Origin of the sequence: Coleofasciculus sp. G3-WIS-01, from assembly GCF_040223135.1 — a bacterium.
GTDB lineage: Bacteria > Cyanobacteriota > Cyanobacteriia > Cyanobacteriales > Coleofasciculaceae > Coleofasciculus.
On sequence record NZ_JAVJZI010000183.1, the window covers coordinates 1 to 18,002 of the forward strand.

Genomic DNA, 18,002 nt, shown 5'->3' on the forward strand with positions numbered 1-18,002 from the left:
CGGCGGGTCACGTCGGAACTTGGATCTCAGATCTGAACGCTTTGGGAGACCCGACCTCTACTTTGATTGGAGAAATCCTGTCAAAGCAAGTTGAGTCGATGAACAAAGAATCCCCGCACTTGTAGGGCGGGGAGTGTCAAATGGGGATAAAACGCTCCCGGATAGTTCATTGCCACGAAATCCAGATTGCGTTTTGTCCAGCGCTCTTGGCTACTATGAGGTGTCCCCAGTGTTACCAGTGTGGCAATGGTTGGATGAGCATTCCATAATCCTGGAACTGAAAGAGTCACATTGCTATGAATCTCGTAGGGTTTTTCGCCGAGGTAGATTCGGGCAATCCAGCCCCCGGCTGAATGACCAATCAAATTAACCTGAGTGGCGCTGTAATCTGCCATAACCTGTTTCACGGTTTGGTCAAGTTGCCGTAAAATTGGCACGACTGAGCGACCGCCTATAGTGGGAATCCAATCGCCTTGTCGTAGTGGTACAGTAACGGTGGGAAACCCAAACTGATTTAAAGCGGTTTCTAATCCTCGATATTCAGTTGCCCCGGCAAAAAAACCCGGTACAATGACAGTCGGTAGTGGCATTTGGAATTTGAGATTTTTGAATTATTAATCAAACTTAACAAATAGTGATGGGGCAAGTTGGCACACTTTACGGTCTGGGTGTAGGTCCTGGCGATCGCGAATTAATCACGCTCAAAGCCCTACGTATCCTGAAACAATCTCCTGTGGTGGCTTTTCCGGCTGGGGTGAGGGGTAAACTGGGTATGGCTCAACAAATTGTGGGGCAATGGTTAAAGGCTGAGCAAGTTCAACTTCCCTTAATATTTCCTTACGTGCAAGACCAAGACATTCTTACCCAAGCGTGGGAAGAAGCCGCCAAGCAGGTTTGGCATTATCTGAAGGTAGGGCAAGATGTGGCGTTTGTTTGTGAAGGGGATATCAGTTTTTACAGCACGTTTACCTATTTGGCGCAAACCTTACAACAGCAGCAATCAACCGCCGTTGTGCAGATGATCCCAGGCGTCTGTTCACCCATGGCAGCCGCCTCAGTGTTAGGATTACCCCTAACCGTACAGCGCGATCGCTTGGTGGTTCTGCCAGCTCTCTATAATGTAAAGGAACTGGAAACAATTTTAGACTGGGCGGATGTCATAGTCCTGATGAAAGTAAGTTCGGTGTATGAACAGGTTTGGCAGGTGTTGCATCGTCGCCAATTATTGGACACCGCCTGGGTAGTCGAACGCGCTACCCTACCGGATCAAGTGATTTATCACGATTTACGCGATCGCTCGACCCTAAAATTACCCTACTTTTCCATCATGATTGTCAACGTTACCCAATCCCTGAGTTCAATTAGACTCTAGATTATTTTTATTAAAACCAATAGAATTCCCAACAACCCCGCAACGGAGAGAACGATAACAGCTATGTCTAATCTCTTAATTAAAACCGTCTCAGAGAAACTCAATCAGCCAACTGGTATTGCTGTAATGGCATCGGTTGGTATTCATGTCGTCTTGGGGCTAACCTTACCCTTTTATGTACCCGTTTTTTCTAGTGAAGCGCCTCCGACTCGGCGCACTGTACAACTGTTGGAATTAAGCGAAGCGGATTTAAGTCGCTTACCTGATCTTTCGGTGCCAACTTTGCCCCCGTATATTTATCAGCAGACACCATTAACATCGTCATTCCCACCTCTCCCACCTCTGCCTCTCCAAGATGCTTTGCCCCTCGATGGCAACATTTCGATGACGCCCCCTCCACAACCGTTAAAAATTCCGTCATCATCGATAAGTCGGAAACCCATAAGAACGATTGCGCCCAGAAGTCAACCGAGTACTCCATTTCCACCCTTGAGGAGAAATTTAGGAATCCCGGTTTTTGGCAACCAACTTCCTCCATCGCCTCCCCTAGTAGCAACAAACCCAGACTCTATATACTCAGAATCAGAGTCTACTACTAGTATTGATCGTCTGGCACGATCACCCAATCACGAGTCAAGCGATCATGCAAGATCTCAACCACCGGAATCCCCCCCAGAGCAAGTTGCTACTAATCAAGATCCCAATCCCCCAGCCAATGAAAACGCTCCAACCCCCGATACGGAAGAATCTGCATCAGAATCAGACGAAGCCATAGCCGCTAAACCGCCTGAGCAATCCGAAGATATCACTCGCGCTGAAGATAAGAAAGTAGAACCTCCGCCCGTACTCCAAAGAACATTAATTGCTTCCTATCCCAAAGACGCTTGCCAGAAGCAGCTTAACGGTACACCCATTTATAGCGTCGTTGTCGGCGCTGATGGCAAACCGACGAATTTACAACCGATTGGACGGGCAGGTGATCCCATTCTCGATCAAAAGGCACAGGAGCAAATTAACGCTCAGCGTTTTCTAAATCGCACCGAACAGCCGCAGGAATACCGGGTATCTGTCCAGTTTTCCGGTCAAGAAAAAGTTTGCCCGAAGCCAACACCTCCAGAAGCCTCGAATCAAAATCCTGAGCGTTCTAATTCCCCAACGCCTCAACCCGTGAATCCGGAGGCGTCTGAGGAATCGAATTCTAATAACTCTCCCTCTTCCAATCAGGAAACCTCTGATCGTGATCCGGTCAATTCTGGACAACAATCGCCATCACAAACAACCTCAGAGTCCGATCCGAAAAAAGCCAAACCGGAAGAGTCAGCCAATCCCCAACCATCACCGGAGGAGACACCCGAAGCCTCAAATCCAGTGGATAATTCGGTTATTGTACCGACACTCTAGCTCAAGATGGGCATTCGCTATCAATTTTTGATCGGTATAATGCTTGATCCCTAACAGGATGTTAAGATGATCGACGGTTAGAACTGTCCCCTCCAAGATTACAGCAAAAAGGAACCCAAGTTATTATGCCTTCAAGAGAACCTCGCCGCATACTTATAACAGGTGGAGCGGGGTTTATTGGCTCCAACTTCGTCCATCACTGGTGCGATCGCTATCCCCAGGATCGGGTGGTTGTCCTCGATTTGCTCAGTTACGCCGGTAATCGTCGTAATCTCGATTCAGTCGAGGGACGAGACAATTTTCGGTTTGTACCGGGAGATATTTGCGATCGCACTCTTGTTGATGCTTTACTCCGCAGTGAGACGATTGATACCGTTGCCCACTTTGCGGCTGAATCCCATGTTGACCGCTCAATTTTGGGACCAGAAGCATTTGTCCGAACCAATGTTTTAGGTACGTCCACTCTCTTGGAAGCCTTTCGCCAGCATTGGCAAAAGCGGGGAAGTTTGGATAGCGATCGCTTTCTCCATGTCTCTACGGATGAAGTATACGGCAGCTTAGAGCCAGATGACCCTTTGTTTAGTGAAACGACGCCGTATCAGCCAAACAGTCCCTACGCCGCTTCTAAAGCAGGTAGTGATCACATCGTCCGTGCTTATCATCATACCTACGGCGTACCCACGTTAATTACCAATTGCTCGAACAACTATGGTCCCTATCAGTTTCCGGAAAAGCTGATTCCTCTGATGTGCATTAACATCATGCTGGGTCAACCGTTACCCGTTTATGGGGATGGACAGCAGGTGCGAGATTGGCTTTATGTCAACGATCATTGTCAGGCGATCGATTTAGTCATTCACCAAGGGATTCCTGGCGAAACCTATAACATTGGCGGTAATAACCAAATCAAAAACCTGGATTTGGTACAGATGGTTTGCCAGCTTATGGATGAATTAGCCTCAGATTTGCCGGTTTATCCAAGCAAAGACTTAATCTCCTTGGTCAAAGATAGACCCGGACATGATCGCCGATACGGGATTGATGCTCGCAAAATTAAAGCAAAATTGGGTTGGACGCCTAAAGAAACCATTGAAGGAGGATTACGTAGCACCGTTGAATGGTATTTGACTCATCGGGATTGGTGGGAACCCCTGCTTTCTAAGGAGTATCAAGATTATTACCGACAAATTTATGGTTAATTGTTGACATGTAGGGAACCGTCAAATTTATGACCTCCCCCGTAAAAGATTATCTAACCTATATCGTAGGGGTACGGCAATGCCGTACCCCTACCGTATGTACCTCTTTACGGCTGAATCTGTTGAATTTGGTCAACAGACGATTGATAAAGCGTCATGTCGCCCTGTTGTCTGGATAAATCTGCCGCCTTTTGGAAATCCGCGATCGCACCTTCTTCATTACCGAGTTGAACACGGGCAGTGCCTCGGTTATAGTAGGCAGCAGCATAGTTAGGATCACGTTGAATCGACTGAGTGAAATCGGCAATCCCCTCCTGAAGTTCCCCCTGTACTACACGGACAACTCCGCGATTATAGTAAGGTTGAGCATTATTAGGGTCAATCCTGATTGCCTGATTAAAGTCAGCGAGTGCTGCTTGGGTGTCTCCCTGTTTAAAATAGACAGCTCCTCGGGTATAGTAAGCTTGAGCATTGTTAGGATCAACCTCAATTGCCCGATTGAAGTCGCTAATTGCCGCCTCAATGTTTCCCTGTTTCACATGGAAAACTGCTCGGTTGTGATAAGCTTGAGCGAAGTTAGGGTCAATTTTGATTGCTGTGTTAAAGTCGGCTAGCGCTATCTGGACTTCTCCCTGTTGTCGGAAAGCAACTCCCCGATTGTCATAGGCTGGGGCGTAATTAGGATCAATTTCAATCGCCCGGTTAAAGTCGGTGATGGCACTATCAATGTCCCCTTGTTGCTGACGAGCAAACCCTCTTAAGTTGTAGGCTTGGGCAGAATTGGGATTAATCTCAATCCACCGATTAAAGTCCCTAATTGCACCATTAATATCACCCTGTTTCAGGCGAAAAATTCCTCGTTGAGCATAAGCTGGGGAATAAAAAGGGTTAAGCTCAATTGCTCGATTAAAGTTAGTGATTGCTCCCTTAGGATCACCACTTTGCTCTTGCTGTATTCCTTGTTGAAGAAAATCATCAGGAGTAGTTTGGGCAATGTAATTTTTGAGCGTAGCCGCATCGATTGGGCGTCCTTGAACAGCACGAGTAGTTACTGGAGTGATCAGGATAGCTGTTAAACCCAATAGAGTAATTGTGCTGTGAATTAATTTCATAGATGTCTCCTGAACTGGACATATTAAACGGCGAATTTATGTATGATGTAGAGTGGATTACTGCTGAAGTTCCTGGATTTGGTCAAGGGCATTTTGAGAAAATGTCATTTGACCCTGTTGTCTAAACAAATCTGCCGCCTTCTGGAAATCCGCGATCGCTTCTTCTTCGTTCCCTAATTGAACAAGGGCAGTTCCCCGTTGGTAGTAAGCGGCAGCATTATTGGGAATAATCTCAATTACCTGAGTGTAATCAGCAATGGCACTCTCAATATCTCCTGTTTTTCGGTGAGCATGTCCCCGGTTTGAGTAAGCGAGAGCTAGATAGGGATTAATCTCAATTGCCTGGTTCAAATCGGCAAAAGCTTTCTGCATTTCTCCCCGTTGTAGATATGCAAATCCCCGGTTGTTGTAAGCCATAGCATAATTGGGGTTCAGTTCAATAGCTTGAGTAAAGTCGCTGATAGCATTCTGTATTTCTATGAGTTTCAGGTAGATAGTACCTCGGTTGCTGTAGGCAATAGCTAAGTTAGGTTCAATCTCAATTGCTTTACTGAAGTCAGCCAAAGCTTTCTCTAGCCTTCCCTGTTCTCGATACAAAAGTCCCCGATTATTGTAAGCTTCAGTATAATTGGGATTAAGTTCAATTGCTTGTGTGAAATCAGCAATCGACTTTTGAATATTACCTTGTAGCAGGTAGGCAACTGCCCGGTTATAATGGGCTTGAGCGTTGTTGGGATCAATTTTAATAGCTTGGTTGAACTCAGCAATCGCATCCTGAATATCTCCCTGTTGAAAATCAACAGCTCCTAGATGGTTGTATGCTGAACTATAGTTGGGTTCAATCTTGAGGGCTTGGTTAAAGTTAGCAATTGCCCCTTGAATGTCTCCTTGTTGCCAGTGAACAAGTCCTAGGTTGTCATAAGCTTGAGCATAATTAGGGTCAATCTTGAGGGCTTGGTTAAAGTCAGCTATTGCCCCTGGAAAGTTTCCCTGTCTCAAGCGAACCAATCCCCGATTGTTGTAAGCTATAGCGGAGTTAGGGTCAAGTTGGATAGCTTGATTAAAGTCAGCTATTGCCCCTTGAAGGTTACCGCGTTTCAAATGAAGCAATCCCCGATTGTTGTAGGCTAGAGCTAAGTTAGGGTCAAGTTCGAGGGCATGCTCGAAGTCAGCAAAAGCCTTCTGGATCTCTCCCTGTTTCAGAAAAGCAGCCCCCCGGTGGTTGTAAGCTGGGGCAGAATTGGGGTCAATAGTAATCGCCTGATTGAAGTCCTCAATTGCTCCTCTCAAGTTACCTATTTCTATCTTCTGTACTCCTCGCCGGAGAAAATCCTCAGCAGTCGTTTGGGCTATGTAACTTTCTGCCGTGGTAGAGCTAATTTGAGGAAATTGGACTTCGCTAGCCACAACTGGATTGATAAAAATGGCAGATAAACCCAACAGGTAAATAGTGCGGCGAATAATTTTCGGAATCCCTACAATATTTTGCCTGTGTTGCTGGTTTAATACTTGTTTTAGATGATTAAATTGGATAGACATTATTTCCTCCCTAAGTCTGTCATTACTCTGTAGATATGTAGAGACAGGAATATCCTATTTATTAACTTCAAAAGCATCAGTCATATCAACGGATGAGTCTCAACCTTGCTCGATACAGTAATTAATGTAGTGACTTATTACTAATCTTTCATCTCTCTTTTGGTAGGTATATCAGTAATTATTAATGTCGTTCCTAATCACAATTAATTTTAAAGTAGTTTGTTGATAAAAAATCTCAATTTTTATATACAATTGACAATTTATGTTGATAGTTAATTTATCAATTCATATCTTTTATAGAACTAGCTCTCTGTAGCGATGTGACAAAAAAATCACTACGTTCATATTTTTATACCGTTTGTTAGAGGGAAAAATGATGTCTCTTTCCTATAATCAGGAGTGCTGATCCCTTAACTTTGAGTTGGAAACCTGATGTTGCAGAAGAATAGCACTGACTTATGGATTGGTAGTGGGCGATGGTAGGATTTTTAGCCCTAAAGCGCTTACTACGAACTTAGGTTAAGGAGCGTAACATTCGTGTTAGGGTTAGATTATGGCTTACAGATTCCAGTGAGTTAATTAAAAAATTATGAAATCAGCCAATAAAATTATCATAGGCTTTCTATTAGTCGTCATCATCGGCTTACCCTTCTCTCACACCCTGGCTCACATTCTTACAGAAGCCTGGTGGTTTGATTCCGTTAACTTTTCAGATGTATTCTGGACGCGGATCACCTGGAGAATTATGGCTTGGGTGGGGACATTTATTATTTACGGACTATTCTTATGGTTTAACTATTGGATGGCGCAACGTCTAACTCGCGATCGCGCGTTTCGTTTCCTAGACGCCAGTGATTTAGCTCCCTATACCGATACTATAGCCAATTCCGCCGCCCTGGTTGTAACGTTCCTTGTCAGTTTAGCCGCCGCCACAGCTAGTGCATCAGCTTGGGAGACAATATTAAAATACCTGAATGCCACAGATTTTAATCTGACTGACCCCATTTATCAACAGGATATTGGCTTTTATCTGTTTCAGTTTCCTCTCTATGAAGGGCTAAAAGATTTGTTTTTGAATCTTTTGTTCTGGGGGTTTGGATTATCCGTTGCTGTTTATGTTTTAAAAGGTAAAATAAGGTTAGATCGTTACTGGCAACATTTCATAACCAAAGACGTAAAAACCCATCTTAGTCTACTGTTAGCAGGGATTGCCCTAGTTGTCGCGATCGGCTTCTGGCTAGAACGCTATGAATTACTCTACACAACCGATGGTGTCGTCTATGGTGCCGGATATACCGATGATCATGCTCAGCGTCTGGCATTCTGGATTATGAGCATTGTATCACTAATGCTAGGCTTGTCGTTTATCCTGGCAATTTGGCAAAACAATATTACCTTACCCACCTACGGAATCGGGATTTATCTCATTGCTTGGCTTGTTTTGAGTGGTCTTTTTCCCTGGTTTCAACAACGATTTATCGTCGAACCCAATGAATTAGAAAAAGAAAAACCCTACATTGAACATAATATCGCCTATACTCGCAAGGCTTATGCTTTAGACGAAGTACCAACACAAGACTATCCAGCGGAAGAACAATTAAGTCGCCAAGCGTTACAAGAGAACCAATCTACGATTCGTAACATTCGCTTGTGGGACTATAGACCTTTATTAAGTACCTATCGCCAACTGCAAGAAATTCGTCTTTACTATCGATTCAATGATGTTGATGTTGATCGCTATACCATTGACGATAACTATAGACAAGTCATGCTTTCACCACGGGAACTATTGTATTCTCAAGTTCCCGATCGCGCTCAGACTTGGGTCAACCAAAGGCTAAAATATACCCATGGCTATGGTTTAGTAATGAGTCCAGTCAATATCGTCACAGAGGATGGCTTACCCGAACTGTTTATCAAAGATATTCCGCCAATTTCTCAAGTCGATCTTCAGGTAAATGAATCCGCCATTTACTACGGCGAAGAAACCGATAACTATATATTTACAGGTACAAATACCCAAGAATTTGACTATCCCCGTGGCGATGAAAATGCCTTCACCACCTACGACGGGAAAGGTGGTGTACCAATCCCTTCTTTTTGGCAGCGATTGGCGTATGCTTATGATTTGGGCGATCTCAAAATTTTAATTTCCAATTACTTTATCAACACCTCCCGCATTCATTACCATCGCCAGATTAAGGAACGGGTGAACCAAGTTGCACCCTTTTTGCGGTTTGATAATGACCCCTACATTACCTTAATTAATGGTAGATTACACTGGATCATCGATGCCTATACCGTTAGCGATCGCTATCCCTATTCTGAACCCGTTTCCCAAAGTCATAATGCAAACGCCATATTCCAAGGCGGGAATATCGCCCAAATGTCCCAAGGCGATATCAATTATATTCGCAACTCCGTTAAGGTTGTCGTTGATGCGTTTAATGGCACAATGCAGTTTTTTGTCATTGATGAGGATGACCCTGTACTGACAACATACCGCAAAATATTCCCCACATTGTTTACCGCCAAGGAGGCTATTCCAGCCGAGGTAAAAGCTCATTTTCGCTATCCCCTGGATCTGTTCACCATTCAGGCGCAGATGTATCTGTCTTACCACATGAATAATCCCCAAGTCTTTTACAACCGAGAGGATTTGTGGCGTTTTCCGACAGAAATCTATGAAGGGAATGAGCAGATCATGGAGCCTTACTATGTAATTATGCGCTTACCCGAAGAGTCGAGGGAAGAATTTATTCTAATTCTGCCCTTTACACCCGTCAATAAAGATAACATGATTGCCTGGATGGCAGCGCGTTCTGATGGGGAAAACTATGGCAAATTGCTCTTGTATGAATTCCCTAAACAAGAACTTGTCTATGGTCCTTCACAAATTGAAGCTCGCATTGACCAAAATCCGCAAATTTCCCAAGAATTAACCCTATGGAGTCAGGAAGGTTCACGGGTGATTCGTGGCGATTTATTAGTGATTCCCATTGATCAATCATTACTTTACGTCGAACCCATTTATCTGCGAGCCGAACAAGGGGAACTTCCAGAATTGAAGCGCGTGATTGTTGCTTATGCTAAAGAAGTAGTCATGGAGGAAACCTTAGAGCAAGCCTTAGCTACTATCTTTGGTGGAACTCAACCAGAGGTGCAACAACCTACTTCTGCTCCACCATCTGCTCCACCAAAAGAAGGGGTTTCTCAACTCGCCCAATCGGCTTTAGAAACTTATCAAAAAGCACAGGAAGCCATGCGTCAAGGCAATTGGCAAAACTATGGTAAATACCAACAAGAACTAGAGAGTATTTTGCAGCAATTGAACCAAACCCCAAAATCAGCACCTGATCTGAGAAAATCAGCAGGCGAGCCAAATTAATCCTAGTGAAAAAAAGCAGAAGTATCAGACTTTTCACGGTATTTGGGGCAATGTGTGTAGGGGCGGGTTTTACTACTATCTTTTCGGTTGCATCCAGATGTGACTAAACCCGCCCAGACGCTTCTTGCATCGCGTCTCTACAATAGTTTCTAGACTTCCCGTGAAAAGTCAGAGAAGTATAGCTGCTGCCATCAAGCTTGCGGCATACTGAGAGGAGGTGAACAATTCCTTATTCCTACAGTCAGAACAATAGTATTACTTTAGCAAGATGAATAAAATTGAATTGACTTTGATCATAAAACAGTAGGCGACTAAGGAGTGACTGACTTTATGAATCGGAGTAAAAAAATCAATTTGAAACACCAATCCCTATTGATGAGTGCTGTCTTGGCGCTATCCTTCACCACCGCAGCGACTAAGGAAGCCCAGAGTACCTCAATAACCCCTCCAGAGAACTCTCCAGCCACCTCACAATCGCAAATTAGCCAAAATCCAGATCAACCCAGGCAAATTCAAGTCTTTTTACCCAAGCCTTCCGCCAACAATCAAACGATAGGCTACGTTGAACCTGTTACCCGAGCCACATCCCGCATCCTCTGGTCTCCCCCTTTTGAAGGGGGACGGAAGGGGGATCTATAAGGGAGTTGACTTGTCATCGACCTTAGGTTATATAATGTTTCAGCTTATCCGCCAAATATTTTAGGTTATGACGTATTACTTCTTTTGACAGCTAACTGGGATAACGCCAGCTAACACTCTAGATTGGGGCAGGTTTCGCCGCATCTGGATGAGGGAAGAAATGATAGAAACCCACCCCTATTTTCGGAAAAACGCAGCACTTCCCCTCCCGACGGATTTTTCCGATTCTTGAAATAGTTAAACAATGGTGGGAGTTTGCCAACCGCGCAAATAATAGTAAATTGAGGCGTAAAACTCCTCCACAATTTGCGTCGTGATAGCCAGTGATTCTACAGAGGGGATAAAGGATTCAATCAACTGGTCCCACTGGTCGATTGTGGATCTTGAACCCGGTTGAACAGTAAAGAAGCCAGTCGGTTTAGCAATGACATTGGTTAAACCGACACTTCTAAACACCTGTTGAGCGCGACGGCTGTTATAGGCTGAAGTAACCAGAAAAACGCGATTGTCCGCTATTCCGCGATCGCGTAAAATATCCTCAACCTCTTCGGCGCTGCTGCGGAGATTAGTCCCTGTCGGTTCAACCACAATCCGAGTTTGAGGAACCCCAAACTGAACCAGTAAGGCGCGGATATCATTGGCTTCGACAATTTGCTCTTGAGTTCCTTGCAGGTTAGGTCGAGGACCAGCACTAACCACGACTAAAGGGTTATTCCCCGATTGTCGATACAGTTGAGCCGCATATAGAATGCGATCGCCCGTATCGGTAAGTTGAATTTGGGTTCGAGGTGGTTCATCAGGTTGGGTGGTTCCTTGTCCGAGTACCACAATCGCTGAGGCGGTTTGAGCCCCTGCCGCTTCAGGCGTAACCACGGCTTGTTCTGTAGTCGCCGCCAACAGGTTCGAGAAAAAAGGCGTACTGGCAAGCAATAAAATTAGTAAGGCTGCCAAAACCTGGTTCTTTGACTTCTCCAGCCCTTGGCGCAGGGCAAAACTCAACAGCACAATGGTCGCACCCACAGGTTTCAAGGGAAACGAGAGAACCTCCAAAATCGTTGATACCACATCATTGTTGGGAGATGAAAACGCCACAACAATGAAGCCAAACAGAAATAAACCCCCAAGCAAGGTAAAATACTCCTTGGGGATTACCTTCTTAAACAGGTTGTAAAGAATAACTGCAATCAGCAGCCAAAGTAGGAGTCGAGTCAGTAGTAAAAACATTGTGTTTTGATGGTGTAACGTTGTGATGGTGAGCGAGGAATTGTGACGGGTTCGTCTGACTCCCCAAAATAACCATTAACAAGTTAGGGGCGATTGGGATCAAGTTTTGTGTAACGTATCACCTAGGGAGAACCACGGTTCAAACTACCCTAACACGGGCATTATAGTTCCATTTCGGACAGTCAAACTTATGTAAACCTGTCAACTACCTACTTTGGGTTTGAGCAACGCCTGGGTAGAACGCAATTGTGTGCTTTTTTCCACAAGAGGGGTATAAGGTAAGATAACTCCGAGGAGTTCTAGGAGCAGGGGGAGAATTTCCCTATTCCCCAATACCCTCCTCACTAATCACCACTCCCCAATTTCGAGGCAGTTTTGAGCAAAATTGCTTCTCAGGCAAAGACAAAGAGGAAAAATATTTGTAAAGTTAGTCTATAAAAAGAAACAGGGGCAGTTTGAGTGTGTCGCAAGTCCAACCCGAAATTCTAGTAACTGGCGGAGCTGGCTACATCGGCTCTCACACAGTCTTAGCCCTACAACGGGCAGGTTATAACGTCGTTGTACTGGATAACCTGGTTTGTGGACATCAAGAATTCGTAGAAGAGATCCTGAAAGCAAAATTGGTGATCGGGGATGTGGGCGATCGCACCCTGTTAGACCAAATCTTCGCCACCCACAACATTGCTGCTGTACTCCACTTTGCCGCCTATATTGCCGTGGGTGAGTCGGTTACCTACCCCGCCAAGTACTACCGCAATAACGTCAGTGGTACCCTGACCCTCTTAGAAGCCATGGTCGCCGCTGATGTGAAAACCTTAGTGTTTCCATCCACCTGTGCTGTCTACGGGATGCCTCAGCAGGTACCAATGACGGAAAACCATCCTCAAAATCCGATCAATCCCTATGCGACGAGTAAGTGGATTATGGAGCGCATGTTAGCCGACTTTGATCGCGCTTATAATTTACGTTCAATTGTGTTTCGCTTCTTCAACGCAGCTGGGGCGAATCCTGAAGGATTACTGGGTGAAGATCATTATCCAGAAACCCATCTGATTCCCTTAGTCCTGTGGACAGCATTAGGCAAACGAGACTCGATCGCTATTTGGGGCACAGACTACTCAACCCCAGACGGAACCTGCTTGCGCGACTATATTCATGTCAGCGACTTGGCAGATGCCCATATCCTGGGGCTAGAGTATTTGTTAGGTGGCGGTAAGAGTGAAATCTTTAATTTAGGCAGTGGTAACGGTTTCTCCGTGCGACAGGTGATTGAAACAGCTAAGCAAGTCACCCAAAAAGAGATTAAAATCATTGAGTGCGATCGCCGTCCTGGTGATGCACCCATTTTGGTCGGTAGTAGCGACAAGGCGAGAAAAATTCTGGGTTGGTCTGCCAAATACCCGGAGCTAAGTAAAATTATCAGCGATGCTTGGCAGTGGCATCAACGGCGTCATCATTAGGACAGTATGGACAACCTAATCGCCGATGTCCGCAAGTGAAGCGTCGAAAACGCAGTTCTACAGGGCTGGATGCTCAAATACAGCCCTCAATCAAGTAGGGCTGGGTAGTTCATCTGCTATTTTCTAAGAAACTCGGAGTTCACGTCAGTTTTTTGAAGCAGAAGCAGTGAAACAATTATCGGTGAATAGAAACACCCAGACTGGAAAGGCTAAAAACAACCTCAACTCTACCAACAAAGGGACTCTTGCCCTGGAAGCTCGAATCAGCCGCTTGGAATCCATTGTTGGACAAATTGGTGAGGCGGTGCTTGCCACAACTGAGACTATTGACCGTCTAGGAAAGCGGGTTGATGCTTTGGCTGTGCAGGTACAACACCAAGGGCATCAAGTTCAACAACAGGGTTACCAACTCTTCGCTTTGAGTGATGCGGTGCAAACCTTAGCCGAAAATCAAAATGAGTCACTCGCAGAACTTGGACAACTCACGGAAACACTCCAACGCCTTGCTGCTGCCATCGAAGCTCAGCAGAAGTCAGTAAGCTAGAAGTAGCGTTACAATTTTGGACGGCTTAATCCTAAATTATGAGCGTTTCTCAAACGACATCGACGTGCCAGTCGAGAAAAAATGGACAACATCCCCAAGGGAAACCCAGAGCATTTATGTATTGTCCTCAGCGAAATTTCCTCAGGCTCTTTGTCACGGCTGTGATTAGCCTATTAGCGGTAAGCTGTGGTCAGAGCAAGGTTTCTCAGTGTAACCAAATGATTCAGGTCGCGAATCAGGCTGTTAGTGATGCCAAAGTTGTGACCAATGGTGTTCAAGAGGAAAATCCCCAAGCCGAGGCAATGCGACAAGCGGCGGCGGTCATGGATAAGGCATCTACAGAAATGAACGCGATAGACGTAACCGATGAGACGTTACAGGACTATCAAACCAGTTTCCATAACATGTATCGCGAGACAAGTCAAGCTATGCGTGATTTCGCCGTGGCGTTTGAGCAGAAAGACCGCCAAGCGGCGGAAGCGGCACAGATGAATTTGCAGCAAGCAACGACCCCAGAAAAGCAATTAGTTGATAATCTTAATGCTTACTGCTCCGGTGATTGACACTCATGAACACGTTGCCATAGTTTCTTTTTGCTGCGCTGCACTACTTAATGCCGGAAAAGCTTGATCTGACTAGGTTTTAGACAAAGCGGGTGATGGGACTCGAACCCACGACATCCAGCTTGGGAAGCTGACGTTCTACCACTGAACTACACCCGCAAGTGGCTCTCAACGAGAACCTATAGGATATTATATCAATGAACTACCCCGTTTAAAAGGCGGGGGTAGTTAGATCTAATCACTGCCCTTCGAGTTACCCTTCGACTAAACTCAGGGTGAAGCTGGGTGGGCATTGCCCACCCTACGGAATATCTACGGAATATCAAGTTTTGGCGATCGCAAATGACCAAAAACACTCTGATGTTGTGAATCTTTAGATGGCAATCAGCCTAATTTCGTTGCATCCTGTAAAGTATAGAGTTGTAACTGTTCCATCAATCCTCAAACCATTGCACTCCGCAGGGATTACCCAGGATGTTTAACGCAACAGAAATTCTCATAAACTCATTTGTCCAAAGACTCCGGGAAGGCTACCACCGGACTTATGGAGGGCTAAAAACCGACTATGAGGACATTATTGCTTGGGCAGGCAGTATGGCAATGGAAAATATTGCCAACAGCGACGCCCTCTATCATAATGTCGAGCATTCTATCCTCGTCACCTTAGTGGGTCAGGAGATTCTCCGAGGTAAGCATATCCGTGAAGGTGGCGTCACTCCAGAAGATTGGTTGCACTTTATCATTTCTCTGGTTTGCCACGACATTGGCTATGTTAAAGGCGTCTGTCGTCAGGATCGCGAAACTGAACGACTGTACGCGACGGGCAAACATGGAGAGATGGTGCATCTGCCACCGGGCGCTACCGATGCATCCCTAACGCCTCATCATGTTGATCGGGCGAAACTGTTTATCGATGAGCGATTTGGCGGTCACAAACTGATTGACGCTGAACTGATTAAGCTCAATATTGAACTAACTCGTTTCCCGGTTCCCAAAGAAGGGGATCATCGAGATACCCTGAACTATCCCGGTTTGATTCGTGCCTCTGACTTGATTGGTCAGCTTTCTGATCCCCGCTATCTCAAGAAAATTAGTTCTCTATATTACGAGTTTGAAGAAACAGGTGTCAATCAAGCCTTAGGATATGAGCATCCTGGTGACCTTCGCGCTGGTTATTCTCGGTTTTACTGGAATGGAGTGTTTCCTTTTATTCAGGAAGCCCTGCGTTACCTTTCCCTAACTCAAGAGGGTAAGCAAATCACCGCCAACCTCTACTCCAACGTGTTTGTTGTCGAACACGAAAAGAACGAAGAAGAACACCGACAACTCGCACAACAGCTTCACTCTTAACCTGTAACCTATGAATTGGTGGCAAAAACTGGCAAAGAACCCCCTAGCTCGGTTTGGCGCGATCGTGCTATTGATTTTTTACATTGCCGTGATTGCGGCTGATTTTGTAGCCCCTTATGACCCTTATGTCTCCCAACCGAATGGTTCCCTGTTGCCACCAACCCAAGTCTATTGGCGCACTCCTGAGGGCAGGTTTATTGGTCCACACGTCTATCCAACCACCCAAGGACCAACGGATTTAGAGACGGGGGAACGAGAACTCATGGTGGATTGGCAAAATCCTTCCCCCATCCGCTTATTTGTTCAAGGTTCGCCTTACCAGTTTCTCCAACTTCGTTTCCCCTTACCCCCCAACTTTGAAGAGGTGGAAATCTTTGGCGGAATTCCGATGAATTTGCACTTGTTCGGTACGATTGGTGAAGGTAAACTGAATCTATTAGGTACTGATGAGCAAGGTCGCGATCAATTTAGTCGTTTGGTGCATGGAGGGCGCATTAGTCTCAGTATCGGTTTAGTGGGAATTGCGATCTCTTTTCCTCTGGGTTTAATCATTGGTGGAATTTCTGGTTATTTCGGGGGGTGGCTCGATGGCATTCTTATGCGCCTAGTTGAAGTTATGATGACGATTCCCACCCTATACCTACTCGTGGCGCTGGCTTCCGTGTTACCACCAGGACTAACTAGCGCCCAACGATTTTTATTAATTGTTTTGATTACGTCGTTTATTGGCTGGGCTGGATTGGCACGGGTGATTCGGGGACAGGTTTTGTCGATTAAAGAACGAGAATTTGTCCAAGCATCCCAAGCCATGGGGGCTAAGCCGCTATACATTATTGTGCGTCATGTTCTGCCCCAAACGGCGACTTATGTGATTATCTCGGCGACTCTGGCTGTACCTAGTTTTATTGTGGCGGAGTCGGTGCTAAGTTTAATCGGTCTGGGAATTCAGCAACCTGACCCTTCTTGGGGAAATTTGCTGTCCTTGGCAACCAATGCTTCGATTTTGGTGCTACAACCCTGGCTAATTTGGCCCCCCGCCGTACTGATTATTTTGACGGTTTTAGCCTTTAACTTGCTGGGGGATGGTCTACGGGATGCCCTTGATCCTCGGAGTTTGCATCGCTAGGGGGAGGGGTTCCATTAGATGGTATTTGTGCCGAGGTGCGGCGTGGGGCAGTTTTTTGGGCAAAGTCTTTGCCTTCCGTGAGCAGATAGTCGAGAAATGTGCGAGCGACAATGGAGAGTTGTTTGCCGTTTGGGTAAACGGCATACCAGTATCGTTCAATCGGGAATTCTTCGACATCTAAAATGGTCAGTTGATTGCATACCCCTTCTAATGCTAGGGTGTGACGGGATAAAACCGAAATACCCAACCCTCCCGCGATCGCTTGTTTAATCGCTTCGTTGCTGCCCAAGTCAAGCTGCACTTTTAGGGTAATATCACGGGCATCGAAGAGTTCTTGCACCGCCTTGCGCGTTCCTGACCCCGGTTCTCTCATAATAAAGGGTTCATCCCCCAAGCGCTCTAGGGGAATATTGGTTTCATTAGCTAAGGGATGATCCGCAGGCGCAATCACGACCAGGGGATTTTCGAGAATGGCTTCGTAGGTAATATCCAGATAGTCCGGTAGTTGACTCATGACATACAAATCATCAGCATTGTCATTCAGACGACCAATGATGTGTTCGTGATTAGTCACCTGTAGCGACACATCGATTCCTGGATAACGCCGACAAAATGGACCGAGTAACCGGGGAATAAAATATTTGGCTGTTGTGATCACAGCAACCCGCAAACGTCCCTGTTTCAACCCTTGCAGGTCAGCGACTGTCATCTCAAATTTTTCTAAATTCTCAAATATGGCACGGCAGGTCTTGACGAGTTCCTCTCCGGCTTGGGTAAGATAGAGACGTTTGCCTACTTGGTCAAATAAGGAAACACCAACTGCTCTGGTAAGCTGTTTCACCTGCATTGACACGGTGGGTTGGGTGAGAAATAGTTCTTCGGCAGCACGAGTAAAGCTATTATGTCGAGCAACGGCTTCAAATACTTTGAGCTGATGCAGCGTGACTTGCTTCAACGATAACTCCTCCTTAGGCGAATAATGCATAGATTATAGTCTATGATTTCTATTAAAACAATGTATTTTCCCTATGGTAACTCTGGGTTAAGATTTCAGATAACACCAAACAAGTGACAGTCTTCCTTCC

Annotated in this window: 14 protein-coding genes, 1 tRNA gene and 1 pseudogene; 10 read left to right on the forward strand and 6 right to left on the reverse strand. The window is 45.6% G+C overall.

The features are described 5' to 3' along the window. Nucleotides 1-137: 137 nt before the first annotated feature. Nucleotides 138-590, reverse strand: a pseudogene (locus tag RIM23_RS17950) (esterase/lipase family protein); the annotation flags it as partial. 47 nt (nucleotides 591-637) lie between these two features. Here RIM23_RS17950 and RIM23_RS17955 point away from each other — a divergent pair. From RIM23_RS17955 to rfbB, 3 genes are all read left to right on the forward strand, one after another. Next, nucleotides 638-1,372: a precorrin-2 C(20)-methyltransferase gene (locus RIM23_RS17955; protein ID WP_446368522.1), complete on the forward strand. Its 735-nt coding sequence runs from the start codon at nucleotides 638-640 to the stop codon at nucleotides 1,370-1,372. A 63-nt stretch (nucleotides 1,373-1,435) separates the two neighbouring features. Continuing rightward, nucleotides 1,436-2,773 carry an energy transducer TonB gene (locus tag RIM23_RS17960; protein ID WP_446368523.1) on the forward strand — a complete coding sequence of 446 codons (1,338 nt, stop codon included), beginning with the start codon at nucleotides 1,436-1,438 and terminating at the stop codon, nucleotides 2,771-2,773. A 125-nt stretch (nucleotides 2,774-2,898) separates the two neighbouring features. Next, a complete protein-coding gene (gene rfbB / locus RIM23_RS17965; protein ID WP_446368524.1) occupies nucleotides 2,899-3,972 on the forward strand; it encodes a dTDP-glucose 4,6-dehydratase in 1,074 nt (357 codons plus the stop codon). A 107-nt stretch (nucleotides 3,973-4,079) separates the two neighbouring features. Here rfbB and RIM23_RS17970 read toward each other — a convergent pair whose 3' ends face one another. Continuing rightward, the gene (locus RIM23_RS17970; protein WP_446368525.1) at nucleotides 4,080-5,084 is read right to left on the reverse strand and encodes a tetratricopeptide repeat protein; all 1,005 of its coding nucleotides are present in this window, start codon (nucleotides 5,082-5,084) and stop codon (nucleotides 4,080-4,082) included. Nucleotides 5,085-5,141: 57 nt separating this feature from the next. After that, a complete protein-coding gene (locus RIM23_RS17975) occupies nucleotides 5,142-6,623 on the reverse strand; it encodes a tetratricopeptide repeat protein (RefSeq protein ID WP_446368526.1) in 1,482 nt (493 codons plus the stop codon). Between the two features lie 589 nt (nucleotides 6,624-7,212). On the opposite strand from RIM23_RS17975, the gene RIM23_RS17980 reads away from it, so the two are divergent. Both RIM23_RS17980 and RIM23_RS17985 read left to right on the forward strand, forming a co-directional pair. Continuing rightward, on the forward strand, nucleotides 7,213-10,011 hold the full coding sequence (locus RIM23_RS17980; RefSeq protein ID WP_446368527.1) for a UPF0182 family membrane protein: 2,799 nt from the start codon (nucleotides 7,213-7,215) through the stop codon (nucleotides 10,009-10,011). A gap of 330 nt (nucleotides 10,012-10,341) precedes the next feature. Further along, nucleotides 10,342-10,650, forward strand: coding sequence for a hypothetical protein (locus tag RIM23_RS17985; protein ID WP_446368528.1), 309 nt, complete (start codon nucleotides 10,342-10,344; stop codon nucleotides 10,648-10,650). A 237-nt stretch (nucleotides 10,651-10,887) separates the two neighbouring features. Here RIM23_RS17985 and RIM23_RS17990 read toward each other — a convergent pair whose 3' ends face one another. Further along, a complete protein-coding gene (locus RIM23_RS17990; protein ID WP_446368529.1) occupies nucleotides 10,888-11,874 on the reverse strand; it encodes a YdcF family protein in 987 nt (328 codons plus the stop codon). Between the two features lie 461 nt (nucleotides 11,875-12,335). Between RIM23_RS17990 and galE the strand changes: the two genes are divergently transcribed. From galE to RIM23_RS18005, 3 genes are all read left to right on the forward strand, one after another. After that, on the forward strand, nucleotides 12,336-13,334 hold the full coding sequence (gene galE / locus RIM23_RS17995; protein WP_446368530.1) for a UDP-glucose 4-epimerase GalE: 999 nt from the start codon (nucleotides 12,336-12,338) through the stop codon (nucleotides 13,332-13,334). A gap of 166 nt (nucleotides 13,335-13,500) precedes the next feature. Next, complete coding sequence (locus RIM23_RS18000; protein ID WP_446368531.1) at nucleotides 13,501-13,878, forward strand: hypothetical protein; 378 nt, start codon at nucleotides 13,501-13,503, stop codon at nucleotides 13,876-13,878. Nucleotides 13,879-13,916: 38 nt separating this feature from the next. Further along, nucleotides 13,917-14,441: a hypothetical protein gene (locus tag RIM23_RS18005; RefSeq protein ID WP_446368532.1), complete on the forward strand. Its 525-nt coding sequence runs from the start codon at nucleotides 13,917-13,919 to the stop codon at nucleotides 14,439-14,441. 87 nt (nucleotides 14,442-14,528) lie between these two features. Here the strand turns inward: RIM23_RS18005 and RIM23_RS18010 are convergent. Continuing rightward, a tRNA-Gly gene (locus RIM23_RS18010) sits at nucleotides 14,529-14,600 on the reverse strand. A 315-nt stretch (nucleotides 14,601-14,915) separates the two neighbouring features. On the opposite strand from RIM23_RS18010, the gene RIM23_RS18015 reads away from it, so the two are divergent. Both RIM23_RS18015 and RIM23_RS18020 read left to right on the forward strand, forming a co-directional pair. Next, a complete protein-coding gene (locus RIM23_RS18015; protein WP_446339163.1) occupies nucleotides 14,916-15,791 on the forward strand; it encodes an Npun_R2479 family HD domain-containing metalloprotein in 876 nt (291 codons plus the stop codon). Nucleotides 15,792-15,801: 10 nt separating this feature from the next. Continuing rightward, nucleotides 15,802-16,917: an ABC transporter permease gene (locus tag RIM23_RS18020; RefSeq protein WP_446368533.1), complete on the forward strand. Its 1,116-nt coding sequence runs from the start codon at nucleotides 15,802-15,804 to the stop codon at nucleotides 16,915-16,917. On the opposite strand, the gene RIM23_RS18025 is transcribed toward RIM23_RS18020, so the two are convergent. Continuing rightward, nucleotides 16,859-17,872, reverse strand: coding sequence for a LysR substrate-binding domain-containing protein (locus tag RIM23_RS18025; RefSeq protein WP_446368626.1), 1,014 nt, complete (start codon nucleotides 17,870-17,872; stop codon nucleotides 16,859-16,861). The genes RIM23_RS18020 and RIM23_RS18025 overlap by 59 nt on opposite strands. Nucleotides 17,873-18,002: the final 130 nt, after the last annotated feature.